The organism is Modestobacter sp. KNN46-3, assembly GCF_011039295.1.
Genome location: NZ_JAAKGN010000001.1, coordinates 78733 through 97464, shown reverse-complemented (window position 1 = coordinate 97464; position 18732 = coordinate 78733). Strand labels below are relative to the sequence as shown.

The following is an 18732-nucleotide window of genomic DNA, read 5'->3' as shown; positions in this document are numbered from 1 at the left end:
ACGTCCGGGCCGTTCGCCACCACGCCCGACAGGTCCTGACCTCCCGCCTGCCGACGGCTCCACGAGGTCGGCGCAGGGCGCCGCCTGCGCGTCGGTCTCGGTCGTGAACCGGAAGGGCCTCGACTGCCGAAGGCCGTGTGACAGCCCTTCCTCCGGGGAGAGCGCGCCAACCCGAGGAGTCACCGTGCCCATCACCTCCCCCTCCCGCAGCACCAGTGCGCGCGCCGTCCTCCACCGTCGGGTGGCTCGACCGGCGGCGGCTCTCACCCTGGCGGTGACCGTCGCTGCGCTGAGCTCCTGCTCCGCCGACTCCGACGCGCCCGCCAGCGCGGCTACCACCGCGGTCGCCGAGCAGCCCGAGACCTCGGTCGCCGAGCAGCCCGAGACCGCGGTCCCGGAGGGATCCGACGCCGGCTCGGAGACCCCGGCGTCCGTGGGCGGCGACCTCTCGGCGTCCCTGGTCGACTTCGGCATCGAACTGCCCGACGAGGAACTGGCGGCGGGCAGCTACACGATCGAGGTGGCCAACGACGGCTCCGCCAGCCATGACCTGGTGATCGAGGACGCCGCCGGCTCCGAGGTCGCTGCCAGCGAGATCCTGTCGCCGGGGCAGTCGGGGACCATCGAGGTGGACCTGGCGCCGGGCGAGTACGTCCTCTACTGCTCCGTGGGCAACCACCGGGGCATGGGCATGGAACTCACCGTCACGGTCGTGTGATGACCACCCTGGCATCCCCGCGCTCCGAGACGCTGATCTGGGCACTCCGATCGCTCGGGGCCCTGCTCCTGGCCGCCATGGCCGCTGTGCACGCCCACCTGTGGCAGCAGGGCTACAACGGCATCCCGGTCATCGGGCCGGCCTTCCTGGTCAACGCCGCGCTCGGGCTGCTGGGCGCTCTCGCGCTCGTCGTCGCACCGCGCCGCTGGGTCCCCTGGGTCGCGGCGACCGGGGCCGCGCTCGCCGTCGGCTCCCTCGGCGCGCTCATCGTGTCCACGACCGTGGGCCTGTTCGGCTTCGTGGAGTCCACCAGCGCGCTGCTGTGGTGGGAGTCGTTCTGGATCGAGGCGGCGGCGGTCGTCGTGCTGGTGTCTCTCACGAGTCTGGCGTTCCACCGGAGGCGGTGACCGGCGCGCCTCGGTCCTCACGCAGGGACGCCGCAGCAGTGCGGTCCGGGGGCGTGGACGGGACGGTGCCGCCGGCGGGCCTGCTTCAGTTGCAGGAACACCACGTCGTCCGGGCTGCTGCCCTCGAACAGGGCCGCGTAGGCACGCGGCCCCACGCTCCACACCCCGACCACCTTGTGGCCGACGTCCACGACCGTGTACCCGCTGAGGACCCGTCGCCAGTGGGAGGGCAGCGTGTCGACGCCGCCCGTCCTCCCGCTCCTCGGTGAACCGCGGCAGCGCCCGGTCGCTGACCCGCTTGCGGGCCCGCCGCGAAGCGCGCCCGATCTCCTTCCGCAGCGACCGGTCCTCCACCGTGGTGTGCAGCCGCGAGACGTCCAACCGCTCGAACGACCGTGCCGGCAGCGGCTCCCCGGCCAGCCAACGCACGTGCTCCCGTAGCAGGCCTGCGCGCCTGCTCGAGCATCCGGTCGAGCAGCTGACGCTCCTCCGAGCCACCGGCCCGGGACACCTCCAGCTCGTCGACAGCCGGCCGCCGGGCACGCCGAGCGCCCTCCTGCGGGGTCCGGACCACACCAGAGGTGCCGGCCGCACCGACCTCGACCACCATCCCCGTCCGCATCTCCTCACGCTGAGGTGCAACGCGCCGGCACGGTCGCCCTACTGTGACCCGCATCGCATTTCTCCCATCCGCAGCAGTCCGGTCTGCGAACGCCCTGTGGCACCACACCACCACCAGGGAGCTCCTCATGAACCAGCGACTGCTCATCACCGCCACCACCGCCGGGCTGCTCGGGGGCAGCATGCTGCTCGGCCTCCCGGCCGCCAGCGCCCACCCGTCGAGCCCGCCCGGACAGGCCAAGACGGTGCAGCTCGACGCCTCGCTCCACGAGCTCAACGACTCGGGCGCCACGGGCACCGCGAGTGCGGTCGTGCGGAACCAGCTGATCCGCTCGATCGAGGTCCAGGCCCACGGCCTGAGCCCGGACGCGCCGCATGCCATGCACATCCACTACGGCGACGATGCGCGCAACGAGTGCCCGACCATGGCCGATGCCACCAACACCCGTGGGGACACCGGCATCTCGCGGCTCAGCACCGTCGACGGACTGCCGGCGTACGGCCCGATCGTCGTCTCCCTGACCACGACGGGCGACACGAGCCCGGCATCGGCGCTGGCGGTGAGCCGCTTCCCGGTCTCGGCGGACGGCGACCTGGACTACAGCCGGGACAGGATCGAGTTCACCGACGTCGCCGGCACCGGCTACCCGGGGGCCGGCGGGACCGGCACTGCCAAGCAGATCGCCGACGCCATCCGGGACGGGGAGGGCGTCGTCGTGATCCACGGCGTGGACTACAACCACAATGGCCGGTACGACTTCGCCTCCGCCGGCGCCAGCGAACTCGACCCCTCGCTGCCGGCCGAGGCGACCGATCCGGCGGCGTGCGGCGTGCTGCGCTGACCCGGCCCTGAGGGGGCTTCGTCCATCCGTCGGCCGCCGGCGCCGGTCCCGTCGGGGGCCGGCGTCGGCGGCGTCCGCACCGGATGGAGGTTCGGCGCCGATCCGGTCGCGTCCGTGCGCGACTCTGGCCGGCGGGGTGCTGGGGAACGGGGCCGGCAGCCCGAGGGCGGGTCCCCCGATCCGGACCACCGGAGCCGGCCCGCGCTCACGGGACCCGCGGCGTGGGTCGGCCCGGGCGGGTGCAGGAGCGCCGCGTCATCGCTCCGACTGGACGCGGTCGGTGCAGGACGTTAGGGCCTCCCGGGCTGCTGGGAGAACCTGGACGTACCAGGCTGAGCTGCCTCGGCGGCCGCACCCGCGCAGCCGCCCATCGCCGGCCTCCAGGCGGCGGTGGTACCGGCGAACGTGTGTGCGAGCTGTCGGGGCGGCCGGTTGTCGTTCAGGTGGACGAGCCGCCACCATCGGCCGCGCGGACCACGGCCCCGGCCGTGGAGCTGAGGGGAGGAGCCGGTGGACGACACCGTGTCGATCGACACGCTCGCCGCCGTGGCCGCCGTTGCCCTGCTCGCGGCCGTGCTGGTGGGGCTGCTGCCCCGGCTGCCCGTTCCCCAGGTGGTGCTGCTGCTGGCCGGCGGCGTCGTCCTCGGCCCCGACGTCCTGGGCCTCGGGTCGGCCGCGGACGTGCGGGTGCTCGCCGACGTCGGCCTGGGGTTCGTCTTCCTGCTGGCCGGCTACGAGATCGACCTGCGCCTGTTTCGCGAGGACGCCGGCCGGCGCGCGCTCGCCTCGTGGGTGACCTCCTTCGGCCTGGCCGTCGCCGTGGTGGCGGTGCTCCGCGCGGCGGGGCTCGTCGAGGCGCTGCTCCCGGTGGCCCTGGGGCTGACCACCACGGCCCTGGGGACGCTGCTGCCCGTGCTCCGTGAGGCCGGGCTGCTCCGCGGTCGCCTGGGCCGGCACCTGCTGGCGACCGGCGGGGTCGGCGAGCTGCTGCCGGTGCTGATCATCGCGGTCTTCCTGGGCAGCCAGGGGCGGGCCACCGCACTCGCCTCGCTGCTCGGCGTCGCGGTCCTCGCGGTCGCGCTCGGGTTGCTGCGGCACGGGATCCGGGAGGGCAGCCGGCTGGCCGACGTCGTCCGGGCCGGTCAGCACGAGACCGCCCAGATCACCCTGCGCGCCACGATCCTGTTGCTGCTCGTGCTGGTCGCGGTCACCGACCGGTTCCACCTCGACGCCGTCCTCGGTGCGTTCCTCGCCGGCCTCGTGCTGCGGCAGTGGGTGGGCACCGCCGCGCCCGTCCTGGAGTCGAAGCTGGACGCCGTCGGCTACGGGTTCTTCGTGCCACTGTTCTTCGTCTACTCGGGGATGGGCCTGGACCTGGCCGCGATCGCCTCCGCGCCGCTGCGGCTGCTGCTGTTCCTCGTCCTGATGCTGGTCGTCCGCGGGGGGCCGGTGCTGCTGGTGTACCGCGGGGTCCTCCCCCGTCGCGAGCGCTGGCAGACGGCCCTGGTCAGCGCCACCGCCCTGCCGGTCCTGGTCGCGCTCACCGAGATCGCCGTGCGCAGCGGCACGATGACCACCGTGGACGCCGCCGCCCTGGTCGGGGCCGGGGTGGTCACCGTGCTGGTGCTGCCGGCCCTGGCCGTGGTGGTGGGGCGCCGGCCGGTCGAGCCGGCCGGCGATCCGGTCGGTCCGGCCCGGTGACCAGGAGCGCCTGCCGGCCGCCGGTGCGGAGTGGTGGTTCGTCGCCGCGACGAGACGGCGTCGGCGAGCGGTCGGACGGCGCGCGGGCAGGATCCCGCCCGTGACGTGGGAACCGGAGCTGCTGCCGGCCCTCACCGGACGACGCGAACTCGTCGCATGGCTGGTGCTCGGGTTCCTGGTGACCTTCCTGCTGACCCGGTTCGTCACGCACGCGATCCGCAGCGGCCGGGGCCCCTTCCGCGACGCCAGCGTGGGCGGCGTGCACGTCCACCACGAGGTGTACGGGATCTTCCTGCTGCTGCTCACCGGGACGGTGGAGTTCGCCTACCGCCCGGCCGGTGCGTGGGGTGACCTGCTCGCCGTCCTCTTCGGTGCCGGGGCGGCGCTCACCCTCGACGAGTTCGCGCTGTGGCTGCACCTGCAGGACGTGTACTGGTCGCGGGAAGGTCGCAGTTCGGTGGACGCCGTCCTGATCGCCGCCGTCGTCGGCGTGCTGCTCCTCATCGGCGCGAACCCGCTCGACGCCGACGGGTCGGGCGGTGAGGGCGTCCTGACCCTGACCGTCCTGGTGAACCTCTGCTTCGCGGTCGTCGCGATCCTGAAGGGCCGGGTGGTGCTGGGCGTCGTGGGCGTGTTCGTGCCGCTCGTCGCCGCCGTCGCGTCCGTGCGCCTGGCGCGACCGACCAGCCCCTGGGCGCGCCGCCGGTACCGGCCGGGCAGCCGACGCGCCGCCCGCTCGCGTCGCCGGTTCCCGCCGGGCCGGCGCAACCACTGGGACGCGCTGGTCGACCTGTTCGCCGCGGTGCCGCCCGTCCCGCCGTCCGCGGCGCGAGGCCCCGGTGCGCCGTTCACGACGAGAGGTACCTGATCACCGCCAGCACCCGGCGGTGGTCGTCGTCGCTGAGCGCCAGGTCGAGCTCGTCGTAGATGTGCGACGTGTGCTGGACCACCGCCCGCTCGCTGATCGACAGGGTGCGGGCGATCGACGCGTTGGTCCGGCCCTCCGACATCAGGGCCAGCACCTGCTGCTGGCGCGGGGTCAGCCGGTCGAGCGCGTCGTGCTGCCCCCGGGCGCGGGCGACCATGAGGCACACGACCTCGGGGTCGAGGACGGTGCCGCCGGCGGCGAGGCGGCGCAGGTCGTCGGTGAACGTGTCGACGTCGGCGATCCGCTGCTTCAGGAGGTACCCGACGCCCGAGGCCCGGTCGCCCAGCAGCTCGACGGCGTAGGCCCGCTGGAGGTGCTGCGACAGCACGAGGACGGCGATCCCGGGGTGCGCTCGGCGGATCTCCAGCGCCGCCCGCAGCCCCGCCTCCTGGTGATCGGGCGGCATCCGGATGTCGGTGACGACGAGGTCGGGGACGTGCTCCTCCGCGCTGCGGACCAGCTCCTGTGCATCACCGACCGCGGCGACGACGTCGAACCCGGCCGCCTGCAGCACGTGCGTGAGCCCGGTCCGCAGCAGCGCCTCGTCCTCACCGATCACGACCCGCACGGCAGCTCCACCCGCAGCTGGGTTCCTCCGCCGGCCGGGCTGTGGAGGATGAACCGGCCGCCGAGGGCGTCGACCCGATCGGCGAGCCCGTGCAGCCCGGCACCGGCCTGCTGGGTCGCACCGCCGACGCCGTCGTCGGTCACGCCGATGACCAGCCGCCTCGGCACGTGCTCGAGCGTCACGGTCAGCGTCTGGGCTGCGGCGTGCTTGACCGCGTTGGTCAGCGCCTCGGCGACCACGAAGTAGGCCGTCCGCTCGACCGTCGCCGGCAGACGCCCCCCGACCTCGCCCATCGCCAGCCGGGTGGGCAGCGGCATGCGATCGGCAGGTCCTCGATCGCCGCGGTCAGGCCCCGCTCGACGAGGGCGGCCGGCATCAGGGCGTGGACGATCCCCCGGAGGTCCCGGGCGGCCCCGTCGATGCCCAGCCGCAGGTGCGTCGCCGCGTCGGGGAGATCGGCCGCCGCCTCGACGCGCGCCAGCTGCTGTGCCTCCAGCGCCAGCAGGACGAGCTCCACCTGCAGACCGTCGTGCAGGTCCTGGGCGATGCGCTGCCGCGCCCGGTCACCGGCCTCCACGAGCCGGGCCCGCGATCGCTGCAGGTCGGCGTGGCTGGCCCTCAGCTCGGCGGTCAACCGGTCGTGGTCGATGGCGAGGGCCGCCACCTGCCCCACCCGGCGGACCGACTCGGCGTCGTCGACGACCGTCGCGGCGTAGACGATCGCGCCGATCCGTCGCGACCCGAGCTCGATGTCGACCAGGCCGCGGCGCTCCCCCAGCGCCGAGGTGTCGACGGTGGCACCGTCGCCGTCCACGAGGGCCCGCCCGTCCGCCGATGCGTAGACGACCTGCAACGACGCGTCCCCGAGGGTGCGCCCGAGGGCATCGGCGAGCAGCGCCGGCGTGGCGGCCGACGACGCCAGCCAGGCACTGAGCTCCTGGACCTCGGCCGTCCGCGCGAACCCGCCGCGCAGCATGGCCGCCGCGAAGGCGACGGGCACCCCGGCCAGCAGGACGATCTGCAGCCCGACCACCTGGGCGCCCGAGAGACCGGCGGGTGGACCCAGCAGCGGACCGAGCGGTGTCGCCAGGACGGCCAGCGTCCCGTAGCCGTACAGCGGCAGCAGGACCCCTCGGTGGCCCGGCTCCGCGGTGCGCAGCCGGTCGACGAGCACCGCGGCGGTCACCAGCATGACGAGCATGCCCGCGCCGCGCTGGAGCCAGGTGCCGGCCTGGAGCAGGTCCGCCCGCTGGCCGACGGCGAGCACCCCGTCCGGGCTGGCGCCCGGGTCGAACAGGTAGCGCGGGACCTCGAGGACGAGCGAGACCACGAAGGCCCCCACCACCGCGAGGCGCGAGGTGCGCGAGCGGAGGCGGCCGGACGGGAAGGCGTGCAGCAGCCACACCGTCACGGCGAGCGGGGTGGTGGCCAGCACGACACCCACCGACGCCAGGGCGGGTGCCGTGGTGTTGGCGAGCGCGGCCGCGAACCACGACAGGCCACCGATGACCATGATCGGGCCGGTCCGGTTGCTCGGCCGGCGCCGCCAGGCCACCAGACCCGCCGCCAGGTGGACGAGCCCCCCGGCCGGGAACGACGCGAGCAGCCACCACGGGGCCACGCGCTGGTCGGCGAACAGCGCGATCTCGACGCCGGCGACCAGGGCACCGGACGTGCCGATCAGCGCGAGACTCAGCGTCAGCGCCCGCGCCAGCGACGACCGCACCTCTCCCCCGGGCGCCATCGCGCCAGCATGGCACCGGCGGGGCACCCTCGGGGCGGGATCGCACCGGCCGTGACGCCCGTGGGCAACCGGTACCCAGGTCCAGGTCGGCAGGCGACCCAGGTCCATTGCCCGGCGGTCACGACGCCGCCAAGGTCGCCTGCATGAAGCGCCGGGCGGCTGCCCTCCCCCTGCTCGTGTCGACCGCCGTGCTGGTCGCGTCCACCTCCTCGGCCGGGTCGTCCGCCCGGCCGGACGAGGAGCCCGGCATCCGAGCTCAGGTCGGCGAGCTGCCCGCGGCCGCCGCCGCGATCATGTCCGGGCCGGAGTACGACACGGCCCGGTGGCTCTACTCCGTCGCCGAGGCGGACACGGGTCGAGTCGTGCTGGCCGACCGCGCCGGGGAGTTCGTCTTCACCGCGTCGACGGCGAAGAACTTCACCGTCGGCACCGCCTACGCGACGCTGGGCACCGACACCACGCTCACCACGCCGGTGTACGCGACGGCCGAGCCGGTCGGTGGCGTCGTCGCCGGGGACCTGGTGCTGGTGGCGTCCGGCGACCTCACCATGGGCGGTCGTGGCGCCATGAGCGGCCGCGTGGACCACACGTTCACCGCCGACACGATCGACCACGTCTACGGCGACATCGCCCCCAACGCTGCCCTCGTCCCCGACGACCCGTTGGCCGGCCTGGACGACCTCGCCCGGCAGGTCGCCGCCACCGGCGTCACCGAGGTCGCCGGGGACGTGGTCATCGACACCCGGCTGTGGGAGACCTTCGACGGCCAGGAGGGACCGGCCCCGTCGATCTACGTCAACGACAACATCCTGGACATCACCGTGACGGCGGCCGGGATCGGCCAGCCCGCCGTCCTCGACCTCCGGCCGCAGACCCAGGCCGTCACCGTGGCGTCCACGGTGACCACCACCGACGCGGCGACACCGACGTCGCTCACCGTCACCGCCGACCCGGGCGACCCCACCTCGGTCACGGTCAGCGCCACCATCGCGGCCGGGGAGTCCCAGCTCACCATCCACCGGGTCCCCGACGCCGCCTCCTGGGCACGCACCCTGTTCGTCGAGGCGCTCGATCGCGCCGGGGTCACGGTCACCTTCCCCGCCGTCGGACCCAACGACCAGGCCGATTTGCCGCCCGCTGGTCCGTACCCGGCCGAGCAGCGGGTGGCCGCCCTGACCTCCCCACCGCTGTCGGCCCTCGGCCGGATGATCCTGGAGACCAGCTACAACACCGGGGCCAACGCCCTGATGTGCCTGCTCGCGGTGCACGGCGGGTCGACGGACTGCATCGACGGGCTGGCCGCGGTGCACTCCCAGCTGGGCCTGGCCGGCGTCGACACCGATGACGTGGTGCTGTTCGACGGACAGGGCGCCGACCCGGCCTCGACGACCCCCGAGCAGATGGTCACCTGGATGAGGTGGGCGCAGACCCAGCCCTGGGGCGAGGAGCTCGCCGCCGGCCAGCCCGTCCTCGGGGTGAGCGGGACGCTGGCGAGCACCGGTCAGGACGGTCCCGCCGCGGGCCAGGTCGCGGCCAAGACGGGGACCAGCGTCGACGTCGACCCCACCACGGGCCGGATCTACTACAAGGTGCAGAGCCTCGCCGGGTACCTCACGACCGAGCGGGGCGAGCGGCTGGTGTTCTCGCTGTCCATGAGCGGGGCCACCTACGCCGACCTGCCCACCGGTCTGTACCAGGCGAACGAGGACGTGGCGGCCGTCGCCGCCGCGTTCCAGCAGGCGCTGTGACACCGACGGTGCACCCCGGCACACCCCCCGACACACGCCACAGCCACCCGTCCACCCCGGACCGGACACCCACCGGAAGGTCGACCATGACAGCTCCAGAGCGCTCGTGCGGGTCGCGTCGCCACCGGTCACCCGGTGCACTGGCCACCTCGATCGCGACGACGACGGCGGTGGCGTTGCTGGTCGTGACCCCCACCCAGGCGCACGCGTCACCGCGCTGGGCGTGGTGGCAGGCGGAGGACCCGGCGTACGCCGCGGCGGTCCAGCCCGAGCTCGACCGGCTCATGCGGGACCTGGCGGTCACCGGCGCCGCCGTCCTCGTGCGGTCCCCCGAGCTCGGCGACTGGACCACCACGATGGGCACCCGGACCTGGCACGGCACCGAGCCGGTCACGCTCGCCGACCACGTCCGGATCGGCAGCAACACCAAGACCTGGACCGGGACGGTGGTCCTGCAGCTGGTCGACGAGGGGCGGCTCAGCCTGGACGACCCCGTCTCGGAGTACCGGCCGGACGTGCCCAACGGGGACCACATCACCATCGCCCAGCTGCTGGACATGAGCAGCGGGCTGGCCAACTACACCACCGACCTGGCACTGAACGAGCAGCTGGACAGCAACCCCGGCCGGGTGTGGGACCCGGAGGAGCTGCTCGCCATCGGCCTGGCCATGCCGCCCGTCTTCCCCCCGGGCGAGGGGTTCCTCTACTCCAACACCAACTACGTGCTGCTGGGACTGATCATCGAACAGCTCACCGGGCTACCGGTGGAGCAGGCCTTCCAGGACCGGATCTTCGACCCGCTGCGGCTGGACGAGACCTCCTTCCCGGCCCTGACCGACGCCTCGATCCCCGAACCCCACCCGCAGATGTACACGTTCGGCACGAACGTGGAGACCATCGACAGCCCCGTGCTCCCACCGGAGGTCCAGGCAGCAGCCCGCGCCGGCACCCTCGAGCCGATGGACGTCACCGCCGCCAACCCCTCCTGGGGGTGGACAGCGGGCGCCGGGATCTCCACCGCGCGCGACCTCGCCGACTACGTCGAGGAACTGGTCGACGGGTGCCTGCTCAGCCCGCAGCTGCAGCAGCAGCGGATCGACAGCGTGCAACCGGTCGACCCGGACGACCCGGACAGCGCCGGCTACGGACTCGCCCTCGCCCGCTTCGGGCCCCTGTACGGGCACACCGGCGAGCTGCCCGGGACCAACTCCTTCATGGGCCACGACCCGGTCCGGGACATCACCGTGGTCACCTGGACCTCCACCGCGCCCGCGCCCAACGGCGACGACCCCGCCGTCGAACTCGCCAGGGCGGTGATCGACGAGCTCTACGCCGACTGATCGGCACCCGGGTCCGGCTGAGGGGAGGTGCACCGGGTCGCGGCCCGTCGGCCAGGACCGGCCGGCCTCCGCTCAGTCCGGGGGGATGTTCTGGTTGAGCCGGAACACGTTGGACGGGTCGTACGCCTGCTTGAGGGCACGGAGCCGCTGGTACGTGGCGTCGCCGTAGGACTGCCGGACGCGTGAGCTCCCCTCCTCCATCAGGAAGTTGACGTAGACGCCCGTGTGGAACGGGGCCAGGGCCGTCCAGTAGTCGCGGGCCCACTGCCGCTGGTCCTCGAAGCCGTCCGCGGTGGGGGTGTTGCCGTTGATGTTGAAGGTGAACCCGGAGGAGCGTCCGGTGAACGCGGTCGCGTCGTCGGCGACCCGGGCGACCGCGCCGCCCATCTGCCACAACGCGATGCTGCTCATCGGCGAGGTGATCATCCGGCCGTGCTCCGCCACGACGTCGATCACCTCGTCGGTCAGGACGTCGACATCGCAGGAACGGACGTAGTACGAGCACCCGTGGCGGAACGACGGGTCGAACATCTGCTGGTGGGCCAGGAACGGCTTCGGCGCGAACAGGTCGAGGACCGGTGACCCGACGTCGCGCATCGGCTGCAGCACCTCGCGTCCTTCGTCGACGTCACCGGCCCAGCACGCCGCCACCGCGATCACCGGCCGGCCGACCAGCTCCGCCGGGACGACGGGGAGGGCGGGCGCGAGCCGCTGCACCACGATCGTCATCAGCTCGTCCGCGCAGTCGGTGATCCAGTCCCGGTGTGCGCGGAGCACCTCCTCGGCGTCGTCCATCGACCAGAAGGTCGCGCCGGCCATCACCTGCGGTCCGACCGGGTGGAGCCGGAACCGGAAGTCGGTGACCACACCGAAGTTGCCGCCTCCCCCGCGCAGCCCCCAGAACAGCTCGGCGTTCTCGTCCTCGCTGGCGCGGACGACGTCGCCGTCGGCGGTCACCAGGTCCGCCGAGAGGAGTGAGTCGATGGTCAGTCCGTACTTGCGCATGATCCAGCCGATCCCGCCGCCCAGGGTCAGCCCGGCCAGCCCGGTGTGCGACACGATCCCGGCCGGCACGGCCAGGCCGTGCTCCTGGGTCCGCTCGTCGACCTCGCGCAGCAGGACCCCGGCCTGGGCGTCGAGGACCCGCGCGGCCGGGTCGACCCGGACCTCGTTCATCGGCCGGAGGTCGATCAGCAGGCCTCCGTCGCACGTGGACAGGCCGGGGAAGCTGTGGCCACCGGCCCGGACGGCGATGGTGAGCCGGTGGTCCCGTCCGAAGCGCACCGCGGCACGGACGTCGGCCACGCTGGCACAGCGGGCGATGACCGCTGGGTGCCGGTCGATCGACCCGTTCCACACGCGGCGGTGTTCCTCGTAGCCGCCGTCGGCCGGGACGAGCACCTCGCCCTCGAAGGTGGCGCGCAGTGCGGCGGCGGCCGGGTCACCCACCGCGGCCACCCGGTCCTGGACGTGCCCTGCCCCCACCGCGCTGGTCATGCGGGCAGTGTCGGGGTCAGCGGTGCGGCCCGTCAGGGACCCAGGTCCCACCCTGCTCGTGGCTGAGCCGCACCGGGTCCAGGATCTCGATGTGGTCCCGGTGGGTGCTGATCGCCCCCGACTCCCGCAGCTCGCGCAACGCGCGCCCGACCACCTCACGCACGCTGCCCACGGCGTCGGCGAGCTGGCGCTGGCTGACCTCGACGGTGAGCGTCGGGCGCCCTCCGGCACCGGCCCAGGACTCCTGCGACGCCAGGTCCAGCAGGTGCCGGGCCACCCGGTGCCGCACGCTGGTGAAGGCGGTGTCGGTGATCTCGTGGACGAAGCTCAGCACCCGGTCGGCCAGTTCGTGCAGCAACGCCTCGGCCACGTGGGCGTCCCCGGACGCCGCCCGGCGCACGACGTCCGGGGAGAAGCGGAGGACGGTCGTGTCGACGACGGCCTGCGTGCTCGCCGGCATCCGGAACCCCTCGGCGTAGAGGGAGACGGCACCGATCAGCGCGCCGCGCCGGGCGTAGCGCACGGTCATGCTGCGCCCGTCCGGCGCGGTGACGAAGACCCGGAGGAGGCCGTCGACGACCAGCTCCAGGTGCTGCACCGCCTCGCCCTCCCGGTGGGTCACCGAGCCCGCCGGCACCCGGGTGCGGCGCGCCCCCGCCAGCAGCCGCTGGAGGGCGGGCGGGTGCAGCCGGGAGAAGTTCGAGGCAGCGAGGGCAGCCGCCACGTCGTCCACGCCGAGACGGTAGGCCCGGCGCGGGCCCCTCGGCAGGTCCCGCGCCACCCGGCCCCGCGACCGACCAGGCCATCGCGATGACCGGGGGGTCCGTGCCCCACAGGTACCGGCATCCTGGCGCCCCGCGGCGCTCAGGAGCGACCGACGCTGAGCACGGCCAGGTGGGCGGCCAGCCCGAGGGCCAGGCACCCGGCGATCGCCGGGGTGTAGGAACCGGAGGCATCGACGGCCGCACCGGCGAGCGGAGCGCCCACCGCCGACCCGATCCCGGCGCTGGTGTCAGAAGGCACCCCCACCCCAGGAACGGCCCGAGTCGACCGCTCCACGGGGCTGCATGCCGGAGGAGGGTACGAGGTCCCTGCACGACCGCCGAGGCACCTCCGGTCGCCGACGCTCGGTGAACGGAGGACCGTGGGGCACGTCGTCGCCCCAGTGCCGGCGCTAGACCGGAACGGAGGTCGCATGGGACGGGTGCACCTGCTCGCCACCGGCGGCACCATCGCCAGCCGGCAGGGGCCGGACGGGCTCGCGGCGGTCACCCCCGCCGCAGAGCTGCTCGCGACGACGGGCTCCCCCGCCGGGGTCACCGTGACGACCAGCGACCTCGGCACCGTTGCGAGCTTCGCCCTCACGACCGCCGACCTGCGGGAGCTGGTGGCCGCGGCCCGGCGCTGCCTGGAGGACGGCGTGGACGGCGTCGTCGTCACCCACGGCACCGACACCATGGAGGAGTCCGCGTACCTCGCCGATCTCGTGCACGACGACCCGCGCCCGATCGTCTTCACCGGTGCGCAGCGCCCGTTCGACAGCCCGGCTCCCGACGGCCCGGCCAACCTCGCCGATGCGCTGCGGGTCGCCTCCGCACCCGCCGCCCGCGACCTCGGTGTGCTGCTCTGTTTCGACGGCCTCGCCTTCGCCGCCCGCGGGGTGCGCAAGGTCGACACCCTGCGCAGCGGTGCCTTCGGTGCTCCCGGGCGGGGGCCGGTGATCCGGCTGGCCGGGGAGGCGATCCGGCCCCTGGCCCGGCCCGCACGGCCCGCGCCGCTCCCGCTGGACCTGCGGGCGGAACTGCCCCGGGTCGACGTCGTGGCCTGCCACCTCGGCGCGGACGCGGCGCTGCTGCACGCCGCGGTCGCCGCCGGCGCCGCCGGGCTCGTCCTGCAGGCCCTCGGCGCCGGGAACGTCCCCCCGGCGATCGCCGAGGCGACCGAGGAGCTGGTCGCCGGCGGGATCCCCGTCCTCGTCTGCTCCCGGGTGCCGTCCGGTCCCGTCGCACCGCTCTATGCCGCCGGAGGTGCCCGGCTGGCCCGGGGCGGGGCCGTGTTCGCCGGTGACCTGAGCCCCTGGCAGGGACGGCTGTTGCTGGCCGCAGCGCTCGCCCTCGCCCCCGACGACCCGCAGCGGGTGCTGGCCCAGCACCTCGCCGTCTGACCCCACCGCCCCGGCTCGGGGCCGAGCTGTGTGAAGGAGCGCGACGACGATGAGCAAGGAGATCTTCGTGGCCTTCGGCGTCGACATCGACGCCGTGGGCGGCTGGCTCGGGTCCTACGGCGGGGAGGACTCCCCGGACGACATCTCCCGCGGCGTGTTCGCCGGCGAGGTCGGTGTCCCGCGCATCCTCGAGCTGTTCCGGCGGTACGGCCTGACGCAGACGTTCTTCTGGCCGGGGCACTCGATCGAGACATTCCCGGAGCAGTTCGACGCCTGCGTCGCAGCCGGGCACGAGATCGGCGTGCACGGCTACAGCCACGAGAACCCGATCGCGATGAGCCGGGAGCAGGAGCAGGCGGTGCTCGACCGCTGCATCGCGCTGATCGAGGAGCGGACCGGGCGCCGTCCCACCGGGTACGTGGCCCCCTGGTGGGAGTTCAGCGGCGTCACCAACGAGCTGCTGCTCGAGCGCGGCATCAAGTACGACCACTCGCTGATGCACCGGGACTTCGAGCCCTACCACGTCCGGGTCGGCGATTCCTGGACGAAGATCGACTACTCGGCGTCGGCGGAGAGCTGGATGGAGCCGCTGGTCCGCGGGGAGGAGACCGACCTGGTCGAGATCCCGGCCAACTGGTACCTCGACGACCTGCCGCCGATGATGTTCGTCAAGTCCAGCCCCAACAGCCACGGCTTCGTGAACCCGCGGGACATCGAGCAGATGTGGCGCGACCAGTTCGACTGGGTGCACCGCGAGATGGACCAGGCGGCCTTCACCATGACCATCCACCCGGACGTCTCCGGACGCCCGCAGGTGCTGCTCATGCTGGAACGGCTCATCGAGCACATCAACGGCCACGACGGCGTCCGCTGGGCGACCTTCGACCAGATCGCCGACGACTTCCTCAGCCGCTCCCCGCGGACCGGTGGCCGGTCGTAGACCTCGCCGCAGCGTCCCTCCTGACGGCGGGGCGGACCCACCCCCGACGAGTCAGAGGACGTCGTACAGAGCCGTCTCCACGTCCAGCGCAGCAGCTCGGCGTTGAAGAACCAGTAGCCCAGCCCGGCCGTGTGGGTGAGCAGCTGACCCACCGTGGCCTTCGTCGCCGGCGGCCGCAGGCGGGGCACGTCACCGTCGAAGCCGTCGAGGACCTGCAACGCGGCGAACTCCGGGCAGTACTCCTCCACCGGGGCGTCCAGGCGGAGGGTGCCCCGCTCGACCTGCTGCAGCGCGGCCACCGTCGCGACCATCTTGGTCATCGACATGATGCGGAAGTGGGTGTCGGCACCGACCGGCTCGTCCCCACCGGCCACCCGGGACCCGGCCGCGCTCTCCAGGACCAGGCCGTCGCGGTCGGCGACGACCACCACCGCGTTGGGCACGGCGCCGCGCGCCACGGCTGCCTGCAGGACGACGTCGACGGCGTTCGAGTCCATGGGTGCTCCCGGATCGGAGGACGACCGGGACTGCCCCGATCGGCGCGGTGACCTGGGTCACGGCGGTGCCCGGCACCCTGCCGGTCCGGGTCGGCCAGGGCAAGGCCTTCGTCAGCTGTCGATGTCGCCGGCGGGCAGCCCGCCGATGATGCCGCGGGCCAGCTCGTCGTCCCGCGGCGGACCACGCCACTCCACGAGCAGCAACGAGGCGTCGTCGCTGGTCCGGCCGCCCCGGGCCGCCATGAGGGTGTGCGACAGCAGCCGGACCGTCTCGGCCACGCTCATCCCGGCGGCGCTGGTCTGCTCGACCAGTTCCCGCAGCCGGTCCTCGCCGAACTGCAGCCCGTCCGCCAGCCGTTCCTCGACGACGCCGTCGGTGAAGAACAGCACCCGGTCCCCCGGCGCGAGCTGGGTCGTCTGCACCGACGGCGCGGCGCCCCCGAACCCCACGGGGCGGGTGATCGGACCGGTCAGCTCGTCGACGGCGCCGCTCGAGCGGATCCGCAGGGCTGCCGGGTGGCCCGCGTTCACCCAGCTGAGCGTCCCGGTCTCGGTGTCCAGCTGACCCACCTGGGCCGTCGCGAAGCGCCCCGGGTGGGTCGAGCCCAGGACGTCGTCCATGTGCACGTAGAGGTCCGGCAGCGACGCAGCGGACCGTCGGCCGTGCCGGTAGGCGGCGACCACGACGGTGGCCATGATGGCCGCCTCCAGCCCGTGGCCCATGGCGTCGAACACGGCCAGGTGCAGGACGTGATCGTCCAGGGCGTAGTCGAAGCTGTCCCCACCGACGTCGTAGGCCGGTTCCAGGATGCCGGCGAGGGCCACGTCCGGAGTGGTCATGATCAGCGGCGGCAGTGCCTGCCACTGCAGATGGGCCGACAGGCTCAACGGTGCAGCGGCGCGCACCCGGGCGAACGTGCCGGTGTAGAGCGACTTGGTCACGATGAGGTCGGCCGTCAGGCCGGCCAGCCGCTGGGCGAGCCGACGGTCGTCGTCGTCCACCCCGGTCAGGGTGAACGCCAGGACGCCGACCCGGTCCGAGCCGTCGAGCATCGGCAGGTACAGCCGCACCGACCCGTCGGGCAGCTCCTGCTCGATGCGGGCGTCCTGGGTGAAGGCGCGGCCCGGCCAGCTCCCGTCGATCGCCGTCGTCACGCCGACGAGACCTGCGCCGACCAGGGGCTGCAGGGTCCGCTGGTCGTAGTCCCGGAGCCAGATGCTGACGTCGGTACCTCCGACGGCGGCGATCTCCTGCGCCACCAACGGCCCCACCAGCCGGGCAGGCATGAGGTGGGCCCGGTCGAGCAGGGACCCCAGGACCCGCTCGCCGAGGCTCTCGGTGCGGGACCGGCCCGCTGCGTCCACGAAGCCCGAGACGGAAGCGGCTCCAGGCTCCTGTACGACGATGCCGAGGTGGTCGTGCCCGTCGTCCAGCATCTGCTCTCCAACCAGGTCCCGCCCCATGCGAGCGACCCGTCGGCGACCCAGGCGCACCGGCTGTGCGCCGGGTGGAACAGCATGGCCCCGACAGTCGGCACCACGTCAGGGCGACCCTAGCTGCCGTGGTCAAGGACGCTCGCGCGTCGAGTCAGCACCCGGCCCACCTACCGCCGTTTCCCGCCCGGCCGGCGCAACCACTGGGACGCGCTGGTCGACCTGTTCGACCGCCACGGTGGCCCTGCAGCTGGTCGGCCGGGCCCGGCCAACCTCCACTCAGTCGGGCGCGTCGACCCGGCCCCGTCGCTCACTGGACCGCTGGTCCTGCCGCTCGCGATGCAGACGCAACCGGTGGCTGTGGGCCTCGGGGGAATGGACCACGGTGACCGGGCAGGGGGCGTGCATCGCACACTGCATGCTCGTCGAGCCGAGCAGCATGGTGTGGAAGCCGCCGTGCCCGCGACTGCCCACGACGAGCAGGTCTGCGCCGTCCGACTCACGGATGAGCGCGTCTGCTGGCGGGCCCAGCGCGGCGCGGACCTCCACATCGGGCAGTGGGCCGTCGAAGTCACGTGCGGCCTCGTCGATCGCGGTGCGGACCTTGTCCTCGCTCTGGCTGCGCAGCGTGTCGTGCAGTCGTCGTTCCTCGGGCGAGCCGATCCCGTCGTAGTCCACCCACAACTCCGGCACCCGGTAGGCGATCACCGCCTCGACCGGCACGCCACGCCGTGCTGCGTCCTCGAGTGCGAATCTCAGTGCCGCCTTCGAGCCCCCCGAGCCGTCGACGGCTGCCACCACCCGGCGACCATGCATGACCTCGGGTTCGGCCAGAGCCACGTCGACGTAGAGGTCGGCCTCCTCGTCGTACATCACGCCACCTCCTCGATCCAGCAACACCGTTCGGCACCTGGCCCGGCGGCGTCCTGCTCGGGGTTCCGGGCCGGTCAGTCCCGCGGCGGGAACGCGACCGGGACGCCGGTCCTCTCGACCGTCCGGGGCACCGTCATGAACTCATGGTCCTCCGCCGAGACCCACCTCACCAGGGCCGGCCGCTCGTCGATGACCCGGTCGTGACGAGTTCCAGGTCGATCGCTGTCGTCGGGGGCGGGTGCCCGTGACCGGCCGCCCGGCGAGGGCGGTGACCACCTCGACCGCGGCGGGCCAGTACCGCTCGTCGTGGTGTGGATCGGCGTTGCGCTGGGTGCGGTGCGGTGCGGTGCGATCGTCGGCGGGAGCGCGTGCCGGTCCGGCACCTCCTCCTTCGCCTGCTCCGCTCTGACAGCTGGCCAGCGAGCGGATCGTCGACGAGGTCCCCACCGGCTGGCGCAGCCGGGCTCCGGCCCTCCCTGCTCCGCTGGCGCGCTGGCGTCGAGCATCAGGAGACTGATGGTCAGGTGCCGGAAGGGCAGCGGCCCGATCCTCCCCCGACCAGGAGGTCGTCGTGAGCGAGCTCGACAGCCCGGGACCCGCACCGGTCGCGACCGGGGTGGACGACGTGCGCCTGGCCGGCCTCCGGCGCTGGAACCTGGCACTGACGGTGCTGCACGCAGCGCAGGCCATCGCCGTCCTGCTGCTGGCGA

The 18732-nt window shown here is 73.7% G+C and carries 18 protein-coding genes and 1 pseudogene; 9 read left to right on the top strand and 10 right to left on the bottom strand.

Annotated features, from left to right (window positions below):
• Positions 1-184: 184 nt before the first annotated feature.
• Complete coding sequence (locus G5C62_RS00495) at positions 185-718, top strand: plastocyanin/azurin family copper-binding protein (protein ID WP_164699712.1); 534 nt, start codon at positions 185-187, stop codon at positions 716-718.
• The gene (locus tag G5C62_RS00490) at positions 718-1125 is read left to right on the top strand and encodes a hypothetical protein (RefSeq protein WP_164699711.1); all 408 of its coding nucleotides are present in this window, start codon (positions 718-720) and stop codon (positions 1123-1125) included. Before G5C62_RS00495 ends, G5C62_RS00490 begins: the two co-directional genes overlap by 1 nt.
• Positions 1126-1142: 17 nt before the next feature.
• On the opposite strand, the gene G5C62_RS27280 is transcribed toward G5C62_RS00490, so the two are convergent.
• Positions 1143-1316, bottom strand: a complete 174-nt coding sequence (locus G5C62_RS27280; RefSeq protein WP_241175642.1) for a DUF2252 family protein — start codon at positions 1314-1316, stop codon at positions 1143-1145.
• 558 nt (positions 1317-1874) lie between these two features.
• Here G5C62_RS27280 and G5C62_RS00480 point away from each other — a divergent pair.
• The 3 genes from G5C62_RS00480 (at position 1875) to G5C62_RS00470 (ending at position 5157) form a co-directional block, all read left to right on the top strand.
• On the top strand, positions 1875-2588 hold the full coding sequence (locus tag G5C62_RS00480) for a hypothetical protein (RefSeq protein WP_164699710.1): 714 nt from the start codon (positions 1875-1877) through the stop codon (positions 2586-2588).
• A gap of 510 nt (positions 2589-3098) precedes the next feature.
• Positions 3099-4289: a cation:proton antiporter gene (locus tag G5C62_RS00475; RefSeq protein WP_164699709.1), complete on the top strand. Its 1191-nt coding sequence runs from the start codon at positions 3099-3101 to the stop codon at positions 4287-4289.
• Between the two features lie 100 nt (positions 4290-4389).
• Positions 4390-5157 carry a hypothetical protein gene (locus tag G5C62_RS00470; RefSeq protein WP_164699708.1) on the top strand — a complete coding sequence of 256 codons (768 nt, stop codon included), beginning with the start codon at positions 4390-4392 and terminating at the stop codon, positions 5155-5157.
• On the opposite strand, the gene G5C62_RS00465 is transcribed toward G5C62_RS00470, so the two are convergent.
• From G5C62_RS00465 to G5C62_RS00455, 3 genes are read right to left on the bottom strand one after another with little or no spacing between them, the layout of a single operon-like run.
• Positions 5138-5785, bottom strand: a complete 648-nt coding sequence (locus G5C62_RS00465) for a response regulator transcription factor (RefSeq protein WP_164699707.1) — start codon at positions 5783-5785, stop codon at positions 5138-5140. The genes G5C62_RS00470 and G5C62_RS00465 overlap by 20 nt on opposite strands.
• Positions 5773-6102, bottom strand: a complete 330-nt coding sequence (locus G5C62_RS00460; protein ID WP_164699706.1) for a sensor histidine kinase — start codon at positions 6100-6102, stop codon at positions 5773-5775. The genes G5C62_RS00465 and G5C62_RS00460 overlap by 13 nt, the downstream gene beginning before the upstream one ends.
• A complete protein-coding gene (locus tag G5C62_RS00455) occupies positions 6006-7529 on the bottom strand; it encodes a histidine kinase (RefSeq protein ID WP_164699705.1) in 1524 nt (507 codons plus the stop codon). The genes G5C62_RS00460 and G5C62_RS00455 overlap by 97 nt, the downstream gene beginning before the upstream one ends.
• A gap of 143 nt (positions 7530-7672) precedes the next feature.
• Here G5C62_RS00455 and dacB point away from each other — a divergent pair, with 143 nt between their 5' ends.
• Positions 7673-9277: a D-alanyl-D-alanine carboxypeptidase/D-alanyl-D-alanine-endopeptidase gene (gene dacB, locus G5C62_RS00450; protein ID WP_164699704.1), complete on the top strand. Its 1605-nt coding sequence runs from the start codon at positions 7673-7675 to the stop codon at positions 9275-9277.
• 86 nt (positions 9278-9363) lie between these two features.
• Positions 9364-10617 carry a serine hydrolase gene (locus G5C62_RS00445; protein ID WP_164699703.1) on the top strand — a complete coding sequence of 418 codons (1254 nt, stop codon included), beginning with the start codon at positions 9364-9366 and terminating at the stop codon, positions 10615-10617.
• A gap of 72 nt (positions 10618-10689) precedes the next feature.
• Here the strand turns inward: G5C62_RS00445 and G5C62_RS00440 are convergent, their stop codons facing one another.
• The 3 genes from G5C62_RS00440 to G5C62_RS00430 all read right to left on the bottom strand — a co-directional run bounded on the left by G5C62_RS00440 (position 10690) and on the right by G5C62_RS00430 (position 13137).
• The gene (locus G5C62_RS00440; protein ID WP_164699702.1) at positions 10690-12114 is read right to left on the bottom strand and encodes an FAD-binding oxidoreductase; all 1425 of its coding nucleotides are present in this window, start codon (positions 12112-12114) and stop codon (positions 10690-10692) included.
• 16 nt (positions 12115-12130) lie between these two features.
• Entirely contained in the window at positions 12131-12847 is a 717-nt protein-coding gene (locus G5C62_RS00435) for a Crp/Fnr family transcriptional regulator (protein ID WP_164699701.1), read from the bottom strand.
• Between the two features lie 131 nt (positions 12848-12978).
• Positions 12979-13137 (bottom strand): hypothetical protein, encoded by a 159-nt coding sequence (locus tag G5C62_RS00430; protein WP_164699700.1) that lies wholly within the window; start codon positions 13135-13137, stop codon positions 12979-12981.
• A 172-nt stretch (positions 13138-13309) separates the two neighbouring features.
• Between G5C62_RS00430 and G5C62_RS00425 the strand changes: the two genes are divergently transcribed.
• Both G5C62_RS00425 and G5C62_RS00420 read left to right on the top strand, forming a co-directional pair.
• A complete protein-coding gene (locus G5C62_RS00425; protein ID WP_164699699.1) occupies positions 13310-14278 on the top strand; it encodes an asparaginase in 969 nt (322 codons plus the stop codon).
• Between the two features lie 49 nt (positions 14279-14327).
• Entirely contained in the window at positions 14328-15218 is an 891-nt protein-coding gene (locus G5C62_RS00420) for a polysaccharide deacetylase (RefSeq protein ID WP_164699698.1), read from the top strand.
• A 107-nt stretch (positions 15219-15325) separates the two neighbouring features.
• Here the strand turns inward: G5C62_RS00420 and G5C62_RS00415 are convergent.
• From G5C62_RS00415 to G5C62_RS00405, 3 genes and pseudogenes are all read right to left on the bottom strand, one after another.
• Positions 15326-15715 (bottom strand): annotated as a pseudogene (locus G5C62_RS00415) (serine hydrolase domain-containing protein); the annotation flags it as partial.
• Positions 15716-15826: 111 nt separating this feature from the next.
• Positions 15827-17179 (bottom strand): PP2C family protein-serine/threonine phosphatase, encoded by a 1353-nt coding sequence (locus tag G5C62_RS00410; protein WP_241175641.1) that lies wholly within the window; start codon positions 17177-17179, stop codon positions 15827-15829.
• Positions 17180-17428: 249 nt separating this feature from the next.
• Complete coding sequence (locus tag G5C62_RS00405; RefSeq protein ID WP_164699697.1) at positions 17429-18022, bottom strand: universal stress protein; 594 nt, start codon at positions 18020-18022, stop codon at positions 17429-17431.
• Positions 18023-18732 lie beyond the last annotated feature (710 nt).